We start from the raw sequence: 25,394 nt of genomic DNA on the forward strand, positions 1-25,394 counted from the left end.
AATATAGCTGTTCTTCTGTTGAAGCTCCTCAGCAGAGCTCTTTGCTTTAGTACAAGGAAAGTCGCTCATCCTCCCGCGCCACAGGTATCTCAACTGTCCTCAACATTACATTCGCCGAAGCGCTTTTTGGGTATGGCTTTGTTTGGAGTCTCTCTGCTATGAAATTATCAGCTCTCTTTCTTAATTTCATCCTTACTATTTATGTTTTAGTGCACCTTGTTTTTTTAAAATTATAAAATTTAAGTGCATAGAAACAAATAATAAGCCAAATAATCCAACTAAAACCTACAATCAAAACCGGCCGTGTATCATCAAAAAACCATAACAAAACAAAAATAAAAACCATAAATAAAATAGAAAAAATCGATCCTATCGGCCAAAAAGGAATTGGAAATTTTAAACCGCCCTGCTCTTCTTTGGAAATTTTAAGCCGCATAAAAATCTGCGAAAGTAAAATCATCAACCAAACGAAAACCGTTGCAAATGTTGCCATTGCTGCAATGAGAAAGAAAAGTCCTTCATGGTAAAAATAATTAAGGATAACACCAAGAAGGAAAATGATAAAGATTAATAAAATTACAAAAATTGGTACACCATTTTTTGATAAATATTGAAACTTCTTTAAAGCATAACCTTCCTGTGATAGCCCGTGTATCATACGACAAGCACCATACATTCCACTATTCATCGCCGAAATAGCCGCTGTAACAACAACAATGTTTAGAATATTTGCGGCGGATGAAATCCCAAGATTTTCAAAAATTGAAACAAAAGGACTATCCATCAGTCCAATTTTATTCCAAGGATAAAGTGACATTAAAATAGTTAAAGTCATGATATAAAATAGTAAAATACGAACTGGAGTAGAATTAATTGCCTTTGAGATCGTTTGATGAGGATTTTGCACTTCCATCACTGCCATCCCTATGATTTCCATACCACCAAACGCAAAGACAACAACACTAAAACAAGCCAAAAAACCAAACAAACCATTAGGAAAAATACCACCATTTTTCCACAAATTATGGATACTCACAGTAGAGGAATTTGCACTTGTATTCCAACCATACAAAATAATTGCTATCCCCAAAACAATCATCGCAACAATCGCAATAATTTTAATGGAAGACAACCAAAACTCTATTTCACCATATACTTCTACCGCTGCCAAATTAATTCCTGTAATGATCAGTGTAATGCTGAGTGCCCATATCCAAGGTGCAACATCAGAATACCAAAACCCCATATAAGTTGCAAAAGCTGTAATATCAGCCAAACCAACAAGAATCATCTCAAATACATATGTCCACCCCGTTAAAAACCCGGCCAATGGTGATATATAATTTGCGGCATAACGAGCAAAAGAGCCAGGTAGTGGATTATAAATAATCATTTCACCCAAAGCCCGCATAACCATAAAAATAGCTAAACCCGCAATACAATAAGCAATCAAAACACTTGGACCAGCAAGCTTAATTGCTTGAGCAGAGCCATAAAAAAGGCCTGTTCCAATCGCAGAGCCAAGAGCTAAAAAAATAATTTGGCGCTTACTCATACCTCGCTTCAGTTCATTTGTTCCCATTTCTTTCTTTCTTCGCTGAAATGTTGACCAAACCCCATACCTCAACATTCGCTTTATGATCAATAAAGCTTCTGTTTCTCTCACCAATATATTATAAAAAAGTACTAAACAATTACTAGGTAGAAACTCTACCGTAAGCAATGAAAAAATACTTTTATTGTGAATAATTCAGATTTTTTATAGCCTGCAATTTTGTATCATTTTCTTTAGATCAAGCGGTAATAAATTTTTCAATAATTGTCATTGAATTCATTTTTATAATCTCTCTTTTTCTACAGAAAACATATCAGAGTTAATGCAATATCAACCCCTCTGCTTTCTTTTCAGTTTATTGAGATAAAAGCTTAAAAACCCATACTGCTATAGCTTAAAAGCAAATGCATTCAATTTTTTAGTGACTTTAAGAAAACTCTTTCTTCCTTTTTGAGTTTATAATAATCACAAACTATAAATAATGACGCATGAACAAATTTCTAAAACCAATGAAAGAGTTTATTCAATGATAAAGTGAATCGCGCCAATCTTCAAAGGCTTGAGAAAGTGCAGCCCCAGCCCATCTCTTAAGCACTCTAACCGCCTTAAACGCCATTCTTCCAAGGAAAAAAACTATTACAGAAAAAACAGCCTGTTCAATCTGTTGTCCAATAATAGATCTACGATTTTCTCCGGCATTTTAATCTGAAATACGCATAACAGCTCTATTTTTTACCTGAACAAAAATATCTTTCTCTTGTGCTACCATAGCAATAAAAACGCCCCTTTGAGTTCTCCTTTTCCAAAGATTTGCATTAACCTCCACAATTTGCGCAAACAAAAAAATAACGGCTATTAAAATATATAGTATGCTATTTTTAAATATTTGTTTTCTCTTTTTTTGATTTAAAAAATATAAAATTACAAACTATTTAAAAATAAAAATAACAAACAATAAATAATTTTATTTTATAAAATTCACATAATAATAAAATATAATTTATCTCCGTATCTATAATATAAAAATAAATACAAAAAATCCGTTTTTACAATATTAGTTTCATAAGCCTTTATTGATAAATCAGACCACCATGAAATCAAATATTCAGAAAATAATTGGGCATATATTTCTTTAAATATTTAAATACATTCTTGCTTTCTCTAAATTTTCTATGACAATTTACGAGCATTCAAAAATCCAATGCCTCTTCTTCATTATTGGTCCTAAAACCGTATTATTTTGGTTCTAATTGAGGAAAAATTGTTTCCGGTAATACAGATAATAAATCCCCTTCACGCACCAGAATGTTCCCCTTATGAAGATCTGGAGCCAGATAGCGATCTTCCTTAAGAGTGTCAATATTTTTACGTAAATATTCCATCACAGACTGCAAAAAAGAGCTTGTTTTTAAAGGTGCACGATATTCTATCCCTTGTGCTGCAACAAGCGTTTCAATGCCAATGATCGTAAAAAGATTTTCACTCATTGCTAATAACCGACGAGCACCATGGCAAGCCATTGAAACGTGATCTTCCTGATTTGCTGAAGTTGGTGTTGAATCAACTGAAGCAGGATGTGCCATTTGTTTATTTTCAGACATTAAAGCAGCTGAAGTCACTTCAGCAATCATAAAACCTGAATTAAGACCTGCATTTTGTGCTAAAAAAGCTGGAAGTCCATAAGAGACTGCTGGATCAACCATAAGAGCAATACGCCTTTGAGAAATAGAACCTATTTCACATAAAGCAAGAGCAATCTGATCGGCAGCAAATGCTACAGGTTCAGCATGAAAATTTCCACCTGATACAACTTCACCATCACTTAAAATCAATGGATTATCTGTAACCGCATTTGCTTCAATAATGAGTGTTTTTGCTGCTGCAAGAAGAATATCAAAACAAGCACCCATAACCTGTGGTTGGCAACGTATACAATAAGGATCTTGTACACGATCATCACCACGCAAATGTGCAGCTCGAATTTCTGAATCCTCTAAAAGCTTTTCTAATGTTTGCGATACAGCAATCTGCCCATAATGGCCCCGTAAAATATGAATATCAGAATGAAACGGTGCCGTTGATCCCATGATAGCATCCGTTGTTAATGCTCCAGCAAGAAGCCCACCACACAATGCACGATAACTATGAAAAAGACCAGCAAGAGCAAGTGCGGTTGATGTTTGAGTCCCATTAATAAGCGCTAGACCTTCTTTTGCTTCTAAAATAATAGGAGATAACCCTGCTCTCTTAAGAGCAGATGCCCCACTCATGCGAATATTTTGAAAGAACGCTTCTCCCTCTCCCATCATAACAGCAGTCATATGAGAAAGTGGGGCAAGATCACCTGATGCACCAACAGATCCCTTTTCAGGAATGACAGGAATAACGCCTTTCTCAAGCATATTTTCTAGCAAATGTATTAACTCTAAACGAACACCAGAAGCCCCTCTCCCTAAAGAAAGAAGCTTTAAGGTCATCATCAAGCGCACAATATTTTCAGCTAAAGGTTCTCCCACACCACAACAATGTGACAAAATAAGATTTCTTTGCAAAAGAGCTACATCATTTGCATCAATTTTAATCGACGCCAATTTGCCAAAACCAGTATTAATGCCATAAACTGGCTTACTCCCAGCAGCAATTTCAGCAATGCGTTCTGCTCCCTTCCTGATAGCTAGGTGCGTATCACTGTGAAGTTTACTCACTTCACCATTGAAATAAATAGTCTCAAGTTCGCTAAGCGTTACCGCACACGGTTTTAATATAATAGTCATAATTTTCTTTCTTCTCTTTATCGATAAGCATAATACTTAGCATTCTCGATCTTTTTATAAAATAAAAAAGCTATGGCTTCTCTTTAGAAGAATTAAAATCTTCCAGATAAATAAATTCTGCTTATTTTTTAATTATAACAACAAGATCAAACATTTACCTTTTAGTGCCACTTTATCAGAAAAATCCTTTATGCATGCTTTCCCAGCTTGAGATAGGATCCGCTTTTTTTATTTGAGAAGTCTGTTGTGTATTTTCTGTGTTCCAAACTCCCCTTCAGGATACTTAAAATACTGTTGATTAAGTTATTACAAATATAAACATTTTATTTATGTGTAATAAAAATAATATTTAAATTATAAATAATAAATTTTATATAATAATATACAATATATTGTAATTTGGTTAAGTTTTTCACTCAATAAATAATAGTTTATTTAAAATAATATATTATCTAACAAAGCAGTTAGATAATGAAAAACCATCTGTGATATATATTTGAGAATTTATAGTTTTTTGCATTAATGTCATGAGAATACACTAGAAATAGGTAAGATAAATTATATAATAAAGTTATCCAAAATATGTAAATGAAAATTATGAATACTGCAAAATATAACTTTTATAGATATTACAAAATATATAATACGAAGAATATAAATCGATACCGTTTTACGAATATTTTTATCAAATATTCTCTTAATTAGATAACAAAATACAGTTCTTATATTTCAATCCATTGCTTGAATGATAAAGAAAAATGGCTTTACGTGATAAATTTTTTCATTGCTTATTTTTATCTAAATGCAAAGAACGCGAAAGAAAAGATAATATAAACAGCAAAAATTTCAATTCGCTAACATCATTTGTTTATCTGTACATAACGAATCAATACCTACCATAACTACTTTACTAAAAATAGTTTTGTTTTTCTTAGATAATATTATCACATGATATAAAATGAAATTGAAAAGTTTGGTGCACCCGACAGAATTCGAATCTGTGACCTCTGCCTTCGGAGGGCAGCGCTCTATCCAGCTGAGCTACGGGTGCTTATAACTGAACAGTGATCTTTTAACTGATCATACTCTCAGCTTCAATGAAGAATTATCACTCTTGTAAAAAATACTTGTTTATAGTTTATATTCCCCCACAATCTTTTTGTGCTATCCTGCTATAATAGATGCGCTTAAACAGATTACTTCTTATCCATGATCTGTTTTCTCACAAAAACGGTTTTTATATACAGCTTCAAAATTTCCCCCAAATGCGCTAAAAATAAATTGTGAATATCAGGATAATTCTTCATGATGACATTACCAAAACGCTTTCATTTTATTTCCTCTGAAACTGAGGAAGCCATCAAAGCTACTCATGAATTAATCGCTGTTTACGGTCATTCTTCCCTCAAAGAAGCTGATGTTGTTGTTGCAATCGGTGGCGATGGAACAATGTTACAAACGGTACGGGACGTTATGAACACCGGAAAACCTATTTACGGTATGAATCAAGGCTCTGTAGGATTTCTTATGAATGAATTTCATGAACAAGAATTGCCAACCCGTATTGCGGCCGCGCACAAAAAAGAAATCCATCCTCTGCGTATGATTGCAGAAGCTGAATGTCAAGGAACTATTGAAGCACTAGCAATTAATGAAGTCTCTCTGTTTCGGCAATCTTATCAAGCAGCTAAAATTCGTATTAGCATTGATAATAAGGTACGCATGGAACAGTTAAGTTGCGATGGTATCCTTGTTGCTACACCAGCAGGATCTACTGCATATAATTTATCAGCACAAGGGCCTATTTTGCCCCTTATGGCCCCACTTATGGCGCTCACTCCCGTTAGTCCTTTTCGCCCACGTCGCTGGCATGGAGCATTGCTTCCCAATACGGCAACAGTACGCTTTGATATGCTCGAACCGGACAAACGCCCCGTAAATGCCGCAGCCGATAATGTTGAAGTAAAATCTGTCCATTCAGTTACTATTTCAACAGCACAAGAAGTAACAGCCTCAATCCTTTTTGACTCTAACCATTCATGGGATGAACGGATTTTATCAGAACAATTTCGCTATTAATTATTGTATTATACCTCCTATACGTATATGGCTGTTATAGTTGACTTTTTTGTGAAAGCACCTTAACCCTCTAAAAGAGAGTAACTCCTTAATCTTACGGATAATTCGGACAGCGAAATTAAAATCACAGAGCAATTGATAGAAAAATGATACCATCTTTAAAGAGTTTTGATGATTTAGGTCTTTCGACAAAGGTTATTAAAGCAGTAAAATCAGCAGGATATACAGTTCCAACACCTATTCAGAGTGGAACAATTCCCCACGTCCTTAAAAGAAAAGATGTTCTAGGAATCGCTCAAACAGGAACGGGAAAAACAGCCTCTTTCGTTTTGCCTATGCTCACACTCCTTGAAAAAGGCCGTGCAAGAGCACGAATGCCTCGCACTCTCATCTTAGAGCCAACACGGGAGCTTGCAGCCCAAGTTGAAGAAAATTTCGATAAATACGGCATAAATCATCGTTTGAATGTTGCACTTCTGATTGGCGGAGTTTCTTTTGAACAGCAAGATCGTAAACTTGAACGGGGAGCTGATGTTCTTATAGCAACACCAGGACGCCTTCTTGATCATTTCGAACGCGGTAAATTACTCATGATGGGTGTTGAAATTCTTGTTATTGATGAAGCTGATCGCATGTTGGATATGGGGTTTATTCCTGATATTGAACGCATCTGTAAACTAACCCCTTTTACGCGTCAGACTTTGTTCTTTTCTGCAACAATGGCGCCAGAAATCAGCAAATTAACACAGCAATTTTTACATTCTCCTGTCTCTGTTGAAGTTACAAAAGCATCCTCAACTGCGACCACAATTACACAGCGCCTTGTGAAATCCGGAAATAATTCATGGGATAAAAGAGCTGTTTTGCGAGAACTTATCCATAATGAAGGCGATGAACTAAAAAATGCTATTATCTTTTGTAATCGAAAGAAAGATATCTCTGAACTTTTTAGATCGCTCATCAGACATGATTTTAGTGTAGGCGCACTTCATGGAGATATGGACCAACACGCGCGCATGAACACACTTGCCGATTTTAAAAATAATAAACTCAAATTTCTTGTTGCTTCTGATGTTGCAGCCCGTGGACTTGATATCCCAGCTGTAAGTCATGTGTTTAACTATGACGTTCCTACACATGCTGAAGATTATATTCACCGAATTGGTCGTACAGGACGTGCAAATCGTAGTGGGAAAGCTTTTACAATCGTTACAAAATCTGACCAAAAATATATTAGTGCCATTGAAGAAATGAGCAACGAAAAAATTGAATGGTTCAACGGAGATCTCTCTACTTTAACAACCGATGATCAAGAAGATGATATTATTTTAAAGAAAAAATCTCCAAAATCGTTAAAGAAAACTTCTCAAAAAGAGCGTGTTGTTCAAACTAAAAAGTTCTTAAAAGATGATGAAGTAGATTACCTTCAAACCGCAAATCATAAGGCAAAACCATCTGAACAATACCACCCTCGAAAAAATAAAGATTCCTCTCCTCTTGGGTTTGGCGATGATATTCCAGCATTTATGCTTATAAAAACCCGCCATTAAACGGAAAGTTTATCGTCTTTGATAATACGAAAGACGAACAAAATGCTCTGAAAACGCTGCTCTTATTCCTCTTGAGCAACTAATCTTTCTACTATCTTTTGGCGTCCCAAAAGTTGCAAAATCTTTCCCATTTCAGGTCCATAATCCATTCCAGTAAGGGCCTGACGTAACGGCATGAACAACGCTTTCCCACTACGACCGGTTTTTTCTTTTAATGCGGTCGTCCAAACTTTCCAACTCTCATCATTCAATACACCTTCAGGCAAAAAATTGATTGACTGACGCACAAAGGCACGATCCTCAAGCGCCACTGTATCAAAGCTCTGTTCATCATGAAGCATTTTCCACCATAAAACAGCATCATTCACTTTATCGATATTGCCCCTTATCGCGTTCCAAAAAAGCTCCGCTTTTTCTCCATCAATAGAAAGGCTTTGAAGCCGCGTTTTAACTTCTTGATAGGTTAATTTATGAACAAAATGGCTATTCAAAATGAAAAGATCGGCAATATCAAACTTTGCAACCGATCGTGAAGTATCTTGAAGATTAAAATGCTCTAAAAGGGCGGCTTGATGAGGATAGGGATGCACATTTTGCGATGTCCCAATCAAAACAGCAAGACATTGAATCGCTATAGATTCAAATCCTTCTGCCCGTAAAGAGCGAATAGAAAGATCATTGTTGCGTTTTGAAAGCCCTTTTCCTAAAACTGTAGATAATAAATTGATATGTCCAAAAACAGGCAATTCTGCACCGAAAGCTTTAAAAAGAGCGATCTGAGTGCCGGTATTTGTAATGTGGTCATCCCCACGAATAATATGTGTAATGGCCATATCTATATCATCAACAACAGAGGGGAGCATATAAAGGTAACTTCCATCTTCACGAATCAAAATAGGATCTGAAAGAGAAGCCAAATCAATGACCTGCTTTCCTTTGACTGCATCATTCCAGCAAACTTCCGTTCGCTTTGTTTGCAAAGGATTATTTTCAAAATTAGGGAGCAGAAAACGCCAATGCGGTTTACGACCTTGCAATTCAAATACTTTTTTATCTTCTAATGTCAATTTCAATGCAGCGCGGTCGTAAACAGGAGGTAATTTGCGTGAAAGCTGAATTTTACGACGCCGATCCAATTCTTCCGCAGTTTCATAACAGGGATAAAGAAGTCCACGTTTTTTGAGGCTTTCTGTGACTTCATCATATCGGCTAAATCGTTTAGATTGGTAATAAATTTCATCTGGTTGAATTCCAAGCCATTCAAGATCAACCGCAATAGCATCAATATATTCCTGTTTAGAACGTTCAACATCTGTATCATCATAGCGCAAGATAAATGTCCCATTATGCGCTTGCGTGTAAAGCCAGTTAAATAGGGCAATACGAATATTACCAATGTGAATATAACCTGTTGGAGAAGGTGCAAAACGAACTTTTATCATAAAATAATGCTCAATTTCTATCGCGAAAACGATTAACAATGGGATAACGACGATCACGTCCGAAGTTCTTATGACTGATTTTTACGCCGGGCGCAGATTGTCGTCTTTTGTATTCTGCACCATAAAGAAGGTGTTCAATTTTCTCAACCGTTTCGCGCAAATACCCACGTTTAACAATATTACAAACACTCATGTCATTCTCTACAAAAGATTGCAAGATATCATCGAGAACAGGATAAGGAGGGAGAGAATCTTCGTCTTTTTGATTTTTCCGAAGTTCTGCGGAAGGTGCTTTTTCTATAATATTTTGTGGAATCACAATTCCTTCCGGTCCCCTCAAATTTTGCAAGTGGTTTTTATTGCGCCACTCAGCTAATGCATAAACCTGCATTTTATAAATATCTTTAAGAGGATTAAACCCTCCATTCATATCACCATAAAGTGTTGCATATCCCACAGCCATTTCTGACTTATTGCCTGTTGTTACCACCATTGAGCCAAATTTATTCGAAAGCGCCATCAAGATAGTGCCGCGTATACGACTTTGAAGATTTTCTTCTGTCACATCAGATGGCAATCCTAAAAAAAGAGGCGCCATTGTATTTAAAAAAATCTCAACAGGTTGCACAATTGGTATTATTTGATAATCACATCCTAAAAGATGTGCACACTCTTTAGCATCTTTTAATGATTCTTGCGAAGTATAATGATAGGGCATCATCACAGTGCGAACTCTCTCAGCCCCCAGAGCATCTACCGCCATTGCCGTACAAAGAGCTGAATCAATTCCTCCTGAAAGTCCAAGAATGACATCTTTAAAACGGTTTTTATTAACATAGTCTCTCAAACCCAAAACACATGCTTGATAATCAGCAGCTAACCCATTGAGAAGATTTTCATTTGGACCAGAAACACATTGCCACCCTTTTATTGTTCGTTGCCAATGACTTATAGCAATATGGCTTTCAAAATGTTTCATTTGAAAGACTATTTTTCCTTGTCCATTTAACGCAAAAGACCCTCCATCAAAAACGAGCTCATCTTGCCCCCCCACTTGATTAGCATAAATAATAGGCATGCCGGATTGGAGAGCTTGCGCACGAACAACTTCTATACGTTTTAGTGTTTTATTGTGAGAATAGGGGGATCCATTAAGGACAAGAATGATCTCAGCTCCTTTATTGCCAAGCTCTGCACCCAGAGAAAGATCATTCCAAATATCCTCACAAATCACTATTCCTAGTCTTATCCCATGATAAACAATCGGCTCAGGGCGAGGACCAGGAGAAAATAATCGCTTTTCATCAAATTCAGCATAATTAGGTAAATCAAACTTCAAGCCTTCAGCAATTATCTGTCCTTCATCAAGAAGGACACCACCATTGTAAATATTACCATTACGCCTTAGTGGAAGACCAATAACGATCCCCGGTCCCCCTCTTGTTATCTTTGCTAATTCCTTAACAGCATCTTTACATGTCTTTATAAAAGCAGGCTTAAGAACGAGATCTTCGGGCGGATAAGCACTGATAAAAAGCTCCGTGAATAAAACAAGATCAGCCCTCTCTTCTTTAGCCTTTTGGTACGCCATTACAGCAAGAGAAAAATTTCCTCCAATATCACCAACAACAGGATTTAATTGGGCAACTGCTACCCGAAAATTATTTTTCATACCTTTATATCATTTCATCAATTTGCTGACTACACATCTATCTTAATCATCGGAAATATTCTTTTTTTAAAAAAACGCTTCTCTTATAAACAGCTTAAGATAAAAAAATGTTATGCAACTTTTTATCTAACCATTTGCAACAAGAGCAAATGAATCAGAATTGCGGTTTTTTTTAAGAAGTTCCGCAACAAGAAAAGCTAATTCTAATGCTTGATCTGCATTTAATCGTGGATCACACTGCGTATGATAACGATTGGACAAATCTTCAACAGAGATAGCATGTGCCCCTCCTGTACATTCTGTCACATCACGACCAGTCATTTCAATATGAATCCCCCCTGGATACGTTCCTTCCTCACAGTGCACTGAAAAAAACTTCTCTACTTCCTTTAAAACATAATCAAAAGGGCGCGTTTTATAACCATTCACAGTAACCGTATTGCCATGCATTGGATCACACGACCATATAACCTTACGTTCTTCCCGTTCAACTGCATGGATCAATTGAGGAAGATATTTTTCAACTTTATCATAACCAAAACGCGTAATGAGCGTCAATCGACCCAGTTCGTTTTCAGGATTTAGAATGTCAATCAATCTCAAAAGCTCATCAGGTTCAAGAGAAGGGCCACACTTCAATCCTATAGGATTTTTAATACCGCGGCAATATTCAACGTGTGCATGATCAATTTGACGCGTGCGATCACCAATCCACAACATATGGCCAGATGTTGCATACCAATCTCCAGAAGTCGAATCAATCCGCGTTAAAGCCTCTTCATAGCCAAGCAAAAGTGCCTCATGGCTGGTATAAAAAGATGTTTCACGTAATGAAGAATTCGTTTTAGATGTAATCCCTATGGAACGCATAAAATCAATCGCTTCAGAAATACGTTCTGCCAATAGCTTATAACGTTCGCCCTGTGGACTATTAGAAACGAAACTCAACATCCATGCATGAACATTTTCTAAATTGGCATATCCCCCTTGTGAAAAAGCACGCAACAAATTAAGCGTTGCTGCAGATTGGCGATAAGCCATAGACATCCTGTGTGGATCAGGAATACGAAAACCCGTTTCAAACTCAATGCCATTAATAATATCCCCCCGATAAGAAGGAAGTTCAATACCTTCTCTGCTTTCAATATCAGAAGAGCGTGGCTTTGCAAACTGACCAGCAATACGACCGATTTTAACAACTGGTTTAAAACTACCAAAAGTTAAAACGATCGCCATTTGCAAAAATACACGAAAAAAATCACGAATGTTATCGGCTTCATGTTCTGCAAAGCTTTCTGCACAATCCCCACCTTGTAATAAAAAAGCCTGACCTTGTGTAACCGCTGCTAATTCATTTTTTAAATCACGGGCTTCACCGGCAAAAACTAAAGGAGGATAGCTCCTTAGCTTTCGTTCAACATCTGCTAACATAGATTGATCCGGATAAGCTGGAATTTGCTTAACTGGCCTTTCTCTCCAAGAGTTAGGTGCCCACTCTTTTATCATTACACTCTCTCCAGAGCCTCAGTTCATAGTTTGTCACAGCAAAAGCTTCGTTGCCTACTATAATCTGCGCTCTTTAATTTTCTATTTTTTTCCCGTTTTCATATATATAACTTGGTTTATACATCGTTACTATTTCTTCTGCTATCGTTGGGTGCACCGCCATAGTTTCATCAAAGACATCCTTCGTCAACCTCCCCTTGAGTGATATGCCAAGGAGCTGCGCTATCTCACCAGCGTTTTCCCCTAAAATATGCGCCCCCACAACAATCCGACTTTCACCATCAACAACAAGCTTCATAAACATTTTTTCTGAACTTCCAGAAAGAACATTGCGCATAGGACGAAAAACTGTACGATAAATCTCAAGACACTTATAACGATGTAATGCATCTTCTTCTGAAAGACCGACTGTTCCAATCTCGGGTTGTGAAAAAACCACAGTGGTGATTAAATCATAATCAGGTGTCGTGGGGGTATTCTCAAATGCAGTCTTAACAAAACACATTGCATCATGAATCGCAACAGGTGTTAATTGAACATGACCTGTTACATCACCAACAGCCCAAATGTGGGGTACATTTGTTGTCATTCTTTCATCAACAACAACTGCACCAAATTCATTCACTTTAACACCTGCCCGCTCAAGTCTTAAACCTGTTGTATTTGGCACACGCCCCGTTGCTAACATAACCTGATCGGTCGTAATCGTTTGTCCACTTGATAAAACAACGTCATAACAATCTCCACTCGCTTGTACCTTGGAAACTGCGGCCTCATAAATAATAGAAATCCCTTTTTCAACCATTGCATCATGAAGCAACTGTCGTAAATCATAATCAAAATTACGAAGAATTAAATCCCCACGATGGAGTAATGTCGTTTTCACACCTAATTCATGAAAAATATTAGCAAATTCAACACCAATATACCCACCACCAACAATGACTATTGATTTTGGGAGTTTTTTAAGATCAAAAATTTCATTAGAAGTAAGGCACACATCACTACCTTTTATCGCAGTATTTGGCGCAATTTTTGCCCCCGTTGCGATTAAAATCTTTTCTGCGCTGACCCGTTCGCCTGTTTCTAAAAGCTCTAATGTATGATCATCCACAAAGGCCGCACGACTTTCATAGATATGAACATTATTATCTTGCAAACCCTTGCGATAAAGCCCTTCTAATCTTGATATTTCTGTATTTTTTGCTGCAACAAGTCTTTCCCAGCTAAAAATGGGATCAGCATATTTCCATCCAAAACCAACACTCTTCCTGAACTCTTTTGCATATTGTGAAGCATAAACATACAATTTCTTGGGAACACAACCGCGAATAACACAAGTTCCCCCTATTCGATATTCTTCTGCTATAGCAACATGCTTCCCAAGACTTCCCGCGAGGCGTGCAGCACGCACTCCACCAGAACCGCTTCCAATAACGAACAAATCAAAGTCAAAAGATCTCACGAACTATTCCTTCTCACATGTCTGCAGCAATAGGCTATGGTCATTTATAATAAAATGAAAGTCTTTTTTGTTTCCAAATACTCTTTTTTCTACAAAGTGCCCCCCCTTTAAAAGTCTTCTTTTTATTAAAAACGGCGGGAAAACCGCCGTTTTTTTTCTAAATAAACTAAAAATCGCACATGATTGTTACGATACCAATCAAATTATTTTTTCTTTTCTGAAGAGCTTGATTTATTAGGTGTAACGGAGTTGTTCAAATTAAGTGTTTCAGACATCTCTTTTCTTACATTTTTTATAAGATCCTGCATAAGCACAGAACGCCATGTATCAAATGTAGAATAAGCATCACGCGCAATATTTGGAACTTCTGTCAAAAACTTTTTACCGGTATCAGAATTGTAGAATTCCGTTATTGCATCAAGCTCTTTTTGCGTAAAATATTTTGCATAAACATGGGCAATCTCTTTTTCTAAATCAGAACGTCGTTTAGCCAAAGCAAGTGCCTGCTTATCAACAATATCAGAAATAGATGCTGCCAAATTGGGATCATCCCTCATCAGTTCTGTTTTGAGATCATCTGCTGCATTTGGTAAAAAGCCATCAAATTGATCAGTTGCGTGAATAGCACGTATAGCTTTTCTAGCTGAATCTAAATGTTGATCACTCACACCTTGTGCATAAGCCATTCCAACATTCACAACAAAAACGGCAACGACACCTAAATACATGACAAAATGCTGAAAAGAAAATATTTTTTTCATTTAATGATTACCCCGATAATTAATTATTCAAAATTTCAATACTTTTTATTTATCATATTGTGCTAACATATCATGATGAAACTGTCTTCTCTAAAAGTCAAAAGTTTCTAAAACTTTTGTTTGACCATTTGCCATAGCCACAATCGCACGTGAAGCCAATCCTAAAAAAAGACCATGCTCTACAACACCAGGAATGGCAAGAAGTGCTTCTGATAAGAGTTTCGGTTGCAAAATACATCCCCAAAACGCATCAAAAATAAAGTGACCACCATCTGTTTCAAAAGGATTTTCTCCATTCATCCGTAATGCAATTTTTCCAGAAAGCCCTAAATCATCAGCTACTTTTTCGATGGCTCTGCGTGTCGCATGCATACCAAACGGATTGACTTCTATTGGCAATGCAAAAGCACCAAGTCTTTTGACTATCTTTGTTTCATCAGCGATAATAAGCATTGTATGAGATGCTGCGGCCACAATTTTTTCATGCAACAATGCCCCACCTCCCCCTTTAATGAGAGACATCTCTGGACCAATTTCATCTGCCCCATCAATATCAAGATCTAGTTCAGGCATTTGTTCCAAAGTACTGAGAGGCACACCAAATTTACGACAAAGTTGTTCAGAATTTCGTGAGGTAGCAACACCTGTCACGCGCAAACCATCCGCAACACACTCACCAAGAAGGCGAATAAATTCATTGACTGTCGAACCAGATCCGATACCAAGCCGCATATCATCTTCAATAAATTCAAGCGCTTTAAGAGCCGCCATTTTTTTTAACTGCTGAACATTCATGAATATTTTACCTTTGTACCAACCAGTGACATTTACTCAAGACTTATAACAAAGAGTAGCCCATTGCATTAATCTATCATCAATTTATTCATCACCTTTTGATTGAAAAAATGTTCATTATTATAAGCCATAGAACAATAATAAAACGGAATGATTAACAATTTTATCTCTTTATAAAATTTATTGACATTTTCCATAATCAATAAGCCTTTTTGGTTTAGCTTTCACTATCAAAATTGTTCGTTTTTTTGAAAAACCGTGAATCATCGGTTAGCTTTTGTGGAATTGACAATTCAAAACTAGAAAAATAACAAAGCATAATTAAAAAATGCGCCGATCATTTTTTATTCTATAGTTCTCTAGAAAAGATGAAGAATGCGATAAATTGTACGATTTTTGTGAATGCTGTCTGTGTATATTCCACGGTCTATGAAAACTCATTGACGACCAAATGATATCTCCACTTTTGGTCATCATCATGCTCCCTCGTGATAACAATTGTTGGCGCGTAAATATTATTTTTGCCTTTTTGTTACATGTTTGACCACTCATTGCAAATGTCTTAATCAGAATATCTGCCTCTACACATTGATCTGTTTCTCCACGCAACACAACCACTTTCGATCCATTTTCTAATAAGGATACACATACATGATTATCACAAACAAACTGTTCCTTAAATGAAGGACCATATTTTGTTGGTTTAATTGTCTCATTCACACGAAATGATTTTTCCCATATGGATGTCGTGAATAGAGAAAAGTGGTAACGATCAATATATAATTTCTTTTTATTAACAACACCCACGAGCCTCATATTGTCTGCTATAATGAGTTGCACAGGTGAATGCATCCCGCAAATGTAAAGACCAGCCAAAATAAAGAAACTAAAAAAGAGCCTGATGGATGTTTTACAAAAAATCAGTCCAGTCAAACCTATACTTAATAACACCAAGGCAGATAATGGCATAAATCCAGGATTCAAATCAGGGGAAATGGCCTTTATAGTGTGAGCAATTTTTATCACAAGACCAACACCAAAACCCATAATTTGAAGTGGTAACCATTCACCCCCCCAAAACATTGTAAGACCTGCAATTAATCCGAAAGGTATGATGAGGATTGACACTATAGGCAAAGCTAAAGCATTGCTAATAATACTAAAAAATGCAATATTGGAAAAATGATAAGCAGCGTAAATTCCACTAGCAGTTCCCGCTACGAATGAAGATATGCATATTGAAAGTATCGATAAAAACGCAACATCAATCACTCCACCTCCAACATAAGAGGGGGTTGTTTTTCTTTTACGAAAAAATGACTGCACACTCCACCAGTCAAAAGAGGCAATTAAAGCTGCGGTTGCAGAAAAAGACATTTGAAAGCTTGGGCCTAATATTTCATGGGGTCCAATAGCCAGAGTTATCAAACCTGCAATAGCAAAATTACGCATTGTGACAGCAGAACGATTACACAATACAGCAACCAACATAACGGCAATCATTACAAAACTTCTCTGGGCGGATACAGCCATACCAGACAGTAACAAATAAAAAGCTGTCATCATTAATGCAGCAATAGCAGCAAATTTTTTAGCGGAATAATAGGATGAGAAAACCGGAAAAAGTGCTAAAAAACTACGGATACTGACAAAAACTATGCCACTCAATAAAGCCATATGCAAACCTGATATTGATAAAATGTGCGCTAATCCAGCTGTACGCAATGCTTCGTTTATATCCTTTGAAATACCTCCCCGCTGTCCCGTTATAAGAGCAGCCGCAACACTTCCCTTTTCTTGATCAATTGCCATACGGATTTTTTGCGTCATATTCGTCCGTAAATTTTCAATTTTTTGTAGGACTATCCCTAATATTCCATCGGGCTTTGAAACTGATATTTTAACTGGCTTTCCCAAGAAAATTCCCTGCGCCCCAATTCTTTTGAAATAATTATGGAAACTAAAATCATAGCCTCCTGGACGTACCGGCCCAGATAATGCACGCATTTTGACTTTCCCATAGAGGCCATCACCAATTGCCAATCCATGTGGTAAATGTCTTGCAGACAAATGAATACGATGAGGAGCATGATGTAATACTGGCTTTTCTGTGCTCAAAACATCTAGAACTAAACGAAATTCCCCCTTTTTCCTTGACTCAATAGAAAAAATTCTTCCCGTTAACGTAGTGATGATATCGCTGCTCAGCATTGGTGTAGAAATACGCCATGTTTCTACTTTTGCAGCCAAAGCACCCAATACAATACAAAACAGAAATCCCGTGATAATCCATATTGTCCGGTAAAAACGCAAAGTAAAGAGTATTCCAAGAAAGAAGCTCACCAATATCCCAAACTGTCCCCAACTTGGCTCTTGCTCTAAACTAAAATAAAAAATGATTCCTATGGAAAAAAAGACTAAAACCAATGAAAAAAGAATTCCAAAAGAGATTTCTTTGTTTATGCAATCTACCAACCACTTCCCAAAAAGAGTTATTGCCTCTTCTAAAGGTGTCAAAAAAAGAATTTTTTGTTTGTTACAGCTTTTGTTATTTTTTTTATAAAGGATAAAAAATGTATCTTGCCGTAGAAAATTCGATTTTTTTCCTTCTGTTATAACGCTTCTGGATAAAACATTCTTAACTTTATTGTGATTAAACATTTGCAAATCCCCCACTTTACTTGCAACGCAGCTATTGCACCCGCTAGGCTAACATAATATTTCCATAAAGTTCTATAAATAACGTCTTAATTTTAAAGGAAGATATCCGTGTCCGTTATTACCCGATTTGCCCCCTCACCAACAGGTTTTCTTCATATCGGAGGGGCTCGTACGGCCCTCTTTAATTGGCTTTATGCCAAACATACTGGTGGTAAAATGCTTCTCCGTATTGAAGATACTGATCGAGAACGTTCGACAGAAGCAGCTGTAAAAGCCATTATAGATGGCTTGCACTGGATGGGACTGGACTATGATGGTGTCCCTATTTCGCAATTTGAACGAGCAGAACGTCATCGCCAAGTTGCTGAACAATTGGTAAAAGAAGGCAAAGCTTATTATTGTTATGCTTCTCCTGAAGAATTGGCTGAAATGCGTGAAAATGCCCGAGCAGAAGGGCGTCCACCACGTTATGATGGACGTTGGCGGGATCGTAATATTTCTCAAGCTCCTAAAGACATCAAGCCTGTTATTCGCATTAAAGCACCCCAAGATGGAGAAACAATTGTGCATGACCGTGTTCAAGGTGATGTTCGTTTTCCTAATAAAGATCTGGACGATTTTATCATTTTGCGTTCTGATGGTTCACCTACCTATATGCATGCCGTCGTCGTTGATGATCATGATATGAGTGTAACCCATATCATACGTGGTGATGATCATCTTACAAATGCAGCTCGTCAAACAATCATCTTCAATGCAATGGAGTGGAATATTCCTGTTATGGCACATATTCCACTTATCCATGGTGAAAATGGTGCAAAACTCTCAAAGCGGCATGGTGCATTAGGTGTCGATGCCTATCGCACAATGGGATACCTTCCTGCTGCGTTGCGTAATTACCTCGTCCGTCTAGGATGGAGCCATGGTGATAATGAACTCATGTCACTCGAAGATATGATTTCTTGGTTTGATATTGATGATATTAATAAAGGTGCAGCCCGTTTTGATCTCAAAAAGCTCGATGCTATCAATGGACACTATATACGCACAAGCAATGATCAAGACCTCTTTGAGGCTGCTCTTAACATTTTACCAGAAATTGAAGATAAATTACAAATAATGAAAAGGCTCGATGAAAAAGCCCGTACTCAATTTTTAAAAGCGATCCCCAATTTGAAAGAACGTTCAAAAACACTATGCGAACTCATTGACAATGCCTCCTTCATTTTTGCACAAAGGCCATTACAGCTTGATGAAAAAGCACAAATGCTTCTAAATAAAAATGGACAGTCCATTTTAAAGGGTCTTTATCTTACCCTGAAAGCATGCCCCTCTTGGGAATCAAAAACGCTCGATGAAGCTCTCCGATCTTATGCACAAACACAGGATCTGAAATTTGGCTCTATTGCTCAACCTCTTCGAGCTGTTCTCACAGGACGCACAACATCACCTGGAGTTTTTGATGTTCTCCTTTTATTGGGACGAGATGAATCTCTCAACCGTATCAATGACCAACTCATAAAAACGACATGTACATAACTTATCAACGGGATGCGTATTATGATCAAGATTTTGATTTTAAAATAATTTGTTGTTTCACATATTTAATGAGAGAGCTGAATGCTGGAAGATTTTCTTATTTTAACGCATAGTAAATTTAAAAACTGTACGCTTACTTTTACAAAAGAAATCTATGTCTGGATACAAACATTTAAAAATAGATGTGAAAATGCCTCTTAAGTATCTATGCCAAGATCAATCATAACATTGAAAGGTGGTAGATTAACGACGCTGCTGGTTCATTCTTGATAAGCTTAAAAACAGTAGCGTCTATTGGATTTTACATTATACCATTCACGTACCAATGCTTCCATACAAAATAAAAATTATCTTTTCTCTTGAGTTATTAAAATATACATTTTCTAAAATTACAGATAAAAAGTATTTTTTAGATTGCATGTGTCATCTTTTAGGGTAAATCTACCCTTCAATACAGGAGGAGAAGCTTCCATGATATATCTCCCCACTTGATAAAGCAAAATCTTGATTTTTAGAAGCGGAGGATCTGAAAGGAATATCTAATGTCTGAGAATAAAACATATATTACAGTGAATGATAAAAAAATAGAACTTCCAGTGCGTAAAGGTACTCTTGGTCCTGATGTTATTGAAATTGCTTCTCTTTACAAACAAACCGATACTTTTACTTACGATCCTGGCTTTACATCAACTGCTTCTTGTGAATCAAAAATCACGTACATTGATGGTAATAAAGGAGTATTGCTTTATCGCGGTTATCCTATCGAGCAACTGGCTGAAAAAGGGGACTTTCTCGAAAGCTGCTACCTTTTACTTTACGGTGAACTCCCAACACAACAGGAAAAAAGTGACTTTGATCGTTGTATCATGCAGCACACGATGGTACACGAGCAATTTGCGCGCTTCTTTCATGGTTTCCGTCGCGACTCGCATCCTATGGCTGTCATGGTTGCGTGCCTTGGAGCTATGTCAGCATTCTATCACGACTCGATTGATATCATAGATCCTCAACAAAGAATGATTGCTTCTGTTCGCCTCATCTCAAAAGTTCCCACTCTTGCTGCTATGGCTTATAAATACAGTATCGGGCAAGCATTTGTTTATCCACGTAATGATCTTAGTTACGCTGCCAATTTCCTCCGTATGTGTTTTTCTGTTCCATGTGAAGAATACAAAACCAACCCTGTACTCACACGAGCAATGGATCGAATCTTTATCCTTCATGCAGATCACGAACAAAATGCTTCTACATCCACTGTACGCCTTGCTGGGTCATCAGGCGCTAATCCATTTGCATGTATCGCTGCAGGTGTTGCTTGTCTTTGGGGCCCCGCACATGGTGGAGCCAATGAAGCATGCCTAAAGATGCTACTAGAAATAGGTTCTGTTAAGAGAATTCCTGAATTTATTGCACGTGCAAAAGATAAAAATGATCCTTTCCGTCTTATGGGATTTGGTCATCGAGTCTATAAAAATTATGATCCACGTGCAAAAATCATGCAAAAAACCTGCCATGAGGTTCTAAAAGAACTCAACATTCAAAATGATCCACTTCTTGATATCGCTATAGAACTGGAAAAAATCGCCTTAAATGATGAATATTTTGTTGAAAAAAAGCTTTATCCGAATGTCGATTTCTATTCTGGCATTACGTTAAAAGCTTTAGGATTTCCAACCGAAATGTTTACTGTTCTTTTTGCATTAGCACGTAGTGTAGGTTGGGTTGCGCAATGGAAAGAAATGATTGAAGATCCTGCACAAAAGATTGGTCGTCCTCGCCAACTTTATACAGGTTATACTATGCGCGAATATATTCCCATAGAAAAACGTATAAGTTAAATGAAGTTAAAAAACCAAATAATAAAGCTTCAATTTACTGAAGCTTTATTGTAAATGACTCGATGGTAAAATCTAACAGTGTTTTTTATAAACCTTGATTTTGAAACCCTTTTTGCAAGTAAGACCATCATAGAGGTTGTGCAGAAAATTTTCTGATAATTTTTCTCAATAAATCAATAAAATTGAGAATGCTCTTTGTTCATACGAGGATAATAATAGCAGAATGAACTTAAATAGATTTTTGCATTGCTCCAGAAGAGCTTACAAATTATAAAAAACGTGATAGTCTTATATTTTCCCGCTTATCCAACAGGAGACCATAATGAAATTATTAGCAGTCGCTCTTATAATAAGCACAATATTGTTCAGCCCGTCTGCTAATGCCCAAACGCTGAAAATTGCAAGTGATGCCTCCTATCCCCCATTTAGTTACATTGACTCAAATAATAAACTTCAGGGTTTTGATATTGATATATCTTATGCACTTTGTCAAAAAATGAATGTCAAATGTATTCTTATCACTCAAGATTTTGAGGGAATGATTCCCGGTCTTCTTGCAAAAAAATATGATGCGATCATTTCTTCCCTTGCTCCTACACAAGAACGCTTGCAAAAGATTGACTTCACAGATCCTTACTACAACACAGAATTGGCTGTTATTGTTAGCAAAGTTTCAGCCATTAAAGAGATCTCGGCAGAAGCTTTTAAAGGTAAAAATCTTGGTGTGCAATCAAATACAACACAAGCCGCGTATGCAGAAGATCATTATTCCTCTGAAGGGGTAAATATCAAATTCTATCCGACAACAATAGAAGTTAATCGTGATCTTTTAAACCATCGGCTTGATGCCGTTATCGTTGATAAACTGCAAGCATTAAACTGGCTCGAAAATGAAGGAAACGATTGTTGCCAACTTCTAGGAACTTTGGAAGAAACAAAATTTCCTATTGCAATTGCTCTACGTCAAAACAATAATGATCTTAAAAACAAATTTAATAAGGCGATAAAAGAAATCCGTTTGGATGGAACTTATGATAAAATCATGAAGAAGTATTTTTCGTTCGATATTTATTAAATATCAATATGTATTAGAATTAAGCAAATTGTTTATTTTTAAAAACATTCATATTGATTAAAAGATCAGTTCTTATATGTTCTTCGATAGCTAAATTCTTCTTCGTGCTTTCATTGCATAACCTTTTCTCAAAGCTAAATTTTTGGTTTTTTTTTTGAATAAAATGATAAAGATAAATCATCTCATGAAAAATAATCTATAAATATGATTAATGAAAAAGCTTTTCCTTCTCTAAAGTTTATCATAGCGACATTCATAAAAGATTTTCATTGTCATGATATCAAAATGAACACTCCTAAATTTTTTGCATTGCTCCCAGAAGAGCTTACGGATTATAAAAAACATGACAGTCTTATATTTTCCCGCTTATCCAACAGGAGACCATAATGAAATTATTAGCAGTCGCTCTTATAATAAGCACAATATTGTTCAGCCCATCTGCCAATGCTCAAACGTTGAAAATTGCGAATGAAGGCTCCTACCCCCCATTTAGTTACATTGACTCAAATAATAAACTTCAGGGTTTTGATATTGATATATCTTATGCACTTTGTCAAAAAATGAACGTCAAATGTATTCTTATCACTCAAGATTTTGAGGGAATGATTCCTGGTCTTCTTGCAAAAAAATATGACGCGATTATCGCTTCCCTTGCACTCACACAAGAGCGCTTACAAAAGATTGACTTCACAGATCCTTACTACAACACAGAATTGGCTGTTATTGTTAGCAAAGTTTCAGCCATTAAAGAGATCTCGGCAGAAGCTTTTAAAGGTAAAAATCTTGGTGTGCAATCAAATACAACACAAGCCGCGTATGCAGAAGATCATTATTCCTCTGAAGGGGTAAATATCAAATTCTATCCGACAACAATAGAAGTTAATCGTGATCTTTTAAACCATCGGCTTGATGCCGTTATCGTTGATAAACTGCAAGCATTAAACTGGCTCGAAAATGAAGGAAACGATTGTTGCCAACTTCTAGGAACTTTGGAAGAAACAAAATTTCCTATTGCAATTGCTCTACGTCAAAACAATAATGATCTTAAAAACAAATTTAATAAAGCGATAAAAGAAATCCGTTTGGATGGAACTTATGATAAAATCATGAAAAAGTATTTTTCATACGGTCTTTATTAAAGATCAATATGGATTAAAATTGAAAAAACTGTTTATTTCTAAAATATTATCTAACTCTTTATGAGGAGTGCAAGAATGATTGAAAGTTTAGCATTGCTATCATTTAGCAATGGTGGATGGGGTGCAGTTATACTTTCTAGTGCGGGAATAACATTATCACTGGCTTTGTGTTGTGGGCTCTTGGGACTGCCTCTAGGACTTCTGGGTGCAGTGATGATTGGATCCAATATTAACACAGCAAGAGCTATAGCAACCCTTTTTTCATCAGTATTCCGCAGCTTACCAGAGCTTTTGACCTTATTTTTAGTTTACTATGGCTTGCAAAATATTATTCAAATTGTTCTTGATTATTTTAATATCGAAATAGTGTTTAGTATCAATGCTTTTGTTGCCGGTGTTGTTGCACTCAGTATGGTGCTTGCAGCTTTTTCTTGTGAAGTTTGGCTTGGAGCATTTAATGTTTTTGATAAAGGACAATATGAAGCAGCGAAAGCTCTGGGACTTTCAAAATCGACTACATTTTTTCGTATTGTTTTTCCTCAACTGTTCCGAAATGCCTTGCCAGGACTTTCTAATAATTGGCTTACTCTACTCAAAGATACATCCCTCGTGTCAACCATTTCACTTGTGGATCTCATGCGACAGATAAATTTAGCAGTTGCTGCAACTGATAAACCTATGCTGTTTTATCTTGTGGCATGCTTACTTTATTTGTTATTTTCGGCATTTTTTTCTGCAATCCTCCACACTTTGGAAACATATACTCAAGCGGGATATAGAAAGGTGTTGAACTGATGATTCCCGAGTGGCTTTATTTCCTTTTTAATCCTACTCTTCTAAACCGTTATGGGCCCAAATTTATTGATGGCCTTATTATTACTTTTGAGCTTGTTTTTATTGCTTGTTCTATTGGTTTTTTCCTTGGGATGCTTATCACGTTTGCACGTTTATCAAATAATAGGTTTCTGCAATATTCTGCATATGCTTATGTTTATTTTTTTCGCGGATCTCCTCTACTAGCCCAGCTCTTCCTTTTTTACTACGGACTTGGTTCAATGAACAATTTCTGGCAACAGGTTGGCTTATGGTGGTTCTTTCAAAACGCATGGTATTGTTGCCTTTTCATTTTTGCACTCAATTCTGCTGCCTATCAATCTGAAATCTTTAAAGGAAGTTTTCTCTCTGTAAAAATTGGACAACGTGAAGCATCAAAAGCCTTAGGGTTGAGTCGCTCTGTAACATTTTTTAGAGTTATTCTTCCGCAAGCAATGGTCATAGCATTACGCCCTTTAGGAAATGAATTGATTTTAATGATTAAATCCAGTGCCATTGCCTCACTGGTTACTGTTTATGATTTAATGGGTATTGCCAAGCTTACTTATTCACGTACATTCGATTTCCAAGTTTACGTTTGGGCCGCTCTTATTTATCTTCTTATCGTTGAACTCATTCGTCGTTTTGTTATTTTTATCGAAAATCGTCTAACCCGATATTTACGGTAAAGAAAATGATCGCAAAAACCTTTACCAAATCAAAATGTTCA

17 protein-coding genes and 1 tRNA gene are annotated in these 25,394 nt (G+C 36.6%); 8 read left to right on the forward strand and 10 right to left on the reverse strand.

Annotation, left to right across the window (positions count from 1 at the left end; all coding sequences use genetic code 11):
• Nucleotides 1-199: 199 nt before the first annotated feature.
• The 3 genes from J7R10_RS02610 to J7R10_RS02620 form a co-directional block, all read right to left on the reverse strand.
• Nucleotides 200-1,582, reverse strand: coding sequence for an amino acid permease (locus J7R10_RS02610; protein WP_010704957.1), 1,383 nt, complete (start codon nt 1,580-1,582; stop codon nt 200-202).
• Between the two features lie 1,208 nt (nt 1,583-2,790).
• Entirely contained in the window at nt 2,791-4,329 is a 1,539-nt protein-coding gene (hutH, locus tag J7R10_RS02615; RefSeq protein ID WP_010704956.1) for a histidine ammonia-lyase, read from the reverse strand.
• Nucleotides 4,330-5,303: 974 nt separating this feature from the next.
• Nucleotides 5,304-5,380 (reverse strand) — tRNA-Arg (locus tag J7R10_RS02620).
• Nucleotides 5,381-5,634: 254 nt separating this feature from the next.
• Between J7R10_RS02620 and J7R10_RS02625 the strand changes: the two genes are divergently transcribed.
• Both J7R10_RS02625 and J7R10_RS02630 read left to right on the forward strand, forming a co-directional pair.
• Nucleotides 5,635-6,408 (forward strand): NAD kinase, encoded by a 774-nt coding sequence (locus J7R10_RS02625; protein ID WP_010704955.1) that lies wholly within the window; start codon nt 5,635-5,637, stop codon nt 6,406-6,408.
• A 146-nt stretch (nt 6,409-6,554) separates the two neighbouring features.
• Nucleotides 6,555-7,958: a DEAD/DEAH box helicase gene (locus J7R10_RS02630; protein ID WP_010704954.1), complete on the forward strand. Its 1,404-nt coding sequence runs from the start codon at nt 6,555-6,557 to the stop codon at nt 7,956-7,958.
• A 62-nt stretch (nt 7,959-8,020) separates the two neighbouring features.
• Here the strand turns inward: J7R10_RS02630 and gltX (J7R10_RS02635) are convergent, their stop codons facing one another.
• From gltX (J7R10_RS02635) to J7R10_RS02665, 7 genes are all read right to left on the reverse strand, one after another.
• Nucleotides 8,021-9,400: a glutamate--tRNA ligase gene (gltX, locus tag J7R10_RS02635; RefSeq protein ID WP_010704953.1), complete on the reverse strand. Its 1,380-nt coding sequence runs from the start codon at nt 9,398-9,400 to the stop codon at nt 8,021-8,023.
• 10 nt (nt 9,401-9,410) lie between these two features.
• A complete protein-coding gene (locus J7R10_RS02640; protein ID WP_010704952.1) occupies nt 9,411-11,072 on the reverse strand; it encodes an NAD+ synthase in 1,662 nt (553 codons plus the stop codon).
• Between the two features lie 126 nt (nt 11,073-11,198).
• Nucleotides 11,199-12,578: a class II 3-deoxy-7-phosphoheptulonate synthase gene (locus tag J7R10_RS02645; RefSeq protein ID WP_010704951.1), complete on the reverse strand. Its 1,380-nt coding sequence runs from the start codon at nt 12,576-12,578 to the stop codon at nt 11,199-11,201.
• Nucleotides 12,579-12,651: 73 nt separating this feature from the next.
• Nucleotides 12,652-14,043 (reverse strand): glutathione-disulfide reductase, encoded by a 1,392-nt coding sequence (gor, locus tag J7R10_RS02650; RefSeq protein ID WP_010704950.1) that lies wholly within the window; start codon nt 14,041-14,043, stop codon nt 12,652-12,654.
• Nucleotides 14,044-14,246: 203 nt separating this feature from the next.
• On the reverse strand, nt 14,247-14,804 hold the full coding sequence (locus J7R10_RS02655; RefSeq protein ID WP_010704949.1) for a DUF2059 domain-containing protein: 558 nt from the start codon (nt 14,802-14,804) through the stop codon (nt 14,247-14,249).
• Between the two features lie 90 nt (nt 14,805-14,894).
• A complete protein-coding gene (gene rpiA / locus J7R10_RS02660; protein WP_010704948.1) occupies nt 14,895-15,599 on the reverse strand; it encodes a ribose-5-phosphate isomerase RpiA in 705 nt (234 codons plus the stop codon).
• Between the two features lie 321 nt (nt 15,600-15,920).
• Nucleotides 15,921-18,260, reverse strand: a complete 2,340-nt coding sequence (locus J7R10_RS02665) for a ComEC/Rec2 family competence protein (protein WP_010704947.1) — start codon at nt 18,258-18,260, stop codon at nt 15,921-15,923.
• A 108-nt stretch (nt 18,261-18,368) separates the two neighbouring features.
• On the opposite strand from J7R10_RS02665, the gene gltX (J7R10_RS02670) reads away from it, so the two are divergent.
• The 6 genes from gltX (J7R10_RS02670) (at nt 18,369) to J7R10_RS02695 (ending at nt 25,353) form a co-directional block, all read left to right on the forward strand.
• Nucleotides 18,369-19,799, forward strand: coding sequence for a glutamate--tRNA ligase (gene gltX / locus J7R10_RS02670; RefSeq protein ID WP_010704946.1), 1,431 nt, complete (start codon nt 18,369-18,371; stop codon nt 19,797-19,799).
• Nucleotides 19,800-20,341: 542 nt separating this feature from the next.
• Nucleotides 20,342-21,637, forward strand: a complete 1,296-nt coding sequence (gene gltA / locus J7R10_RS02675) for a citrate synthase (protein ID WP_010704945.1) — start codon at nt 20,342-20,344, stop codon at nt 21,635-21,637.
• Between the two features lie 322 nt (nt 21,638-21,959).
• A complete protein-coding gene (locus J7R10_RS02680) occupies nt 21,960-22,712 on the forward strand; it encodes a transporter substrate-binding domain-containing protein (RefSeq protein ID WP_010704944.1) in 753 nt (250 codons plus the stop codon).
• Nucleotides 22,713-23,098: 386 nt separating this feature from the next.
• Nucleotides 23,099-23,851: a transporter substrate-binding domain-containing protein gene (locus J7R10_RS02685; protein WP_010704943.1), complete on the forward strand. Its 753-nt coding sequence runs from the start codon at nt 23,099-23,101 to the stop codon at nt 23,849-23,851.
• 75 nt (nt 23,852-23,926) lie between these two features.
• Nucleotides 23,927-24,646 carry an ABC transporter permease gene (locus J7R10_RS02690; RefSeq protein WP_010704942.1) on the forward strand — a complete coding sequence of 240 codons (720 nt, stop codon included), beginning with the start codon at nt 23,927-23,929 and terminating at the stop codon, nt 24,644-24,646.
• Entirely contained in the window at nt 24,646-25,353 is a 708-nt protein-coding gene (locus J7R10_RS02695) for an ABC transporter permease (protein WP_010704941.1), read from the forward strand. The genes J7R10_RS02690 and J7R10_RS02695 overlap by 1 nt, the downstream gene beginning before the upstream one ends.
• Nucleotides 25,354-25,394: the final 41 nt, after the last annotated feature.

Source organism: Bartonella vinsonii subsp. berkhoffii ATCC 51672, from assembly GCF_902825225.1.
GTDB classification, from domain to species: Bacteria; Pseudomonadota; Alphaproteobacteria; order Rhizobiales; family Rhizobiaceae; genus Bartonella; species Bartonella berkhoffii.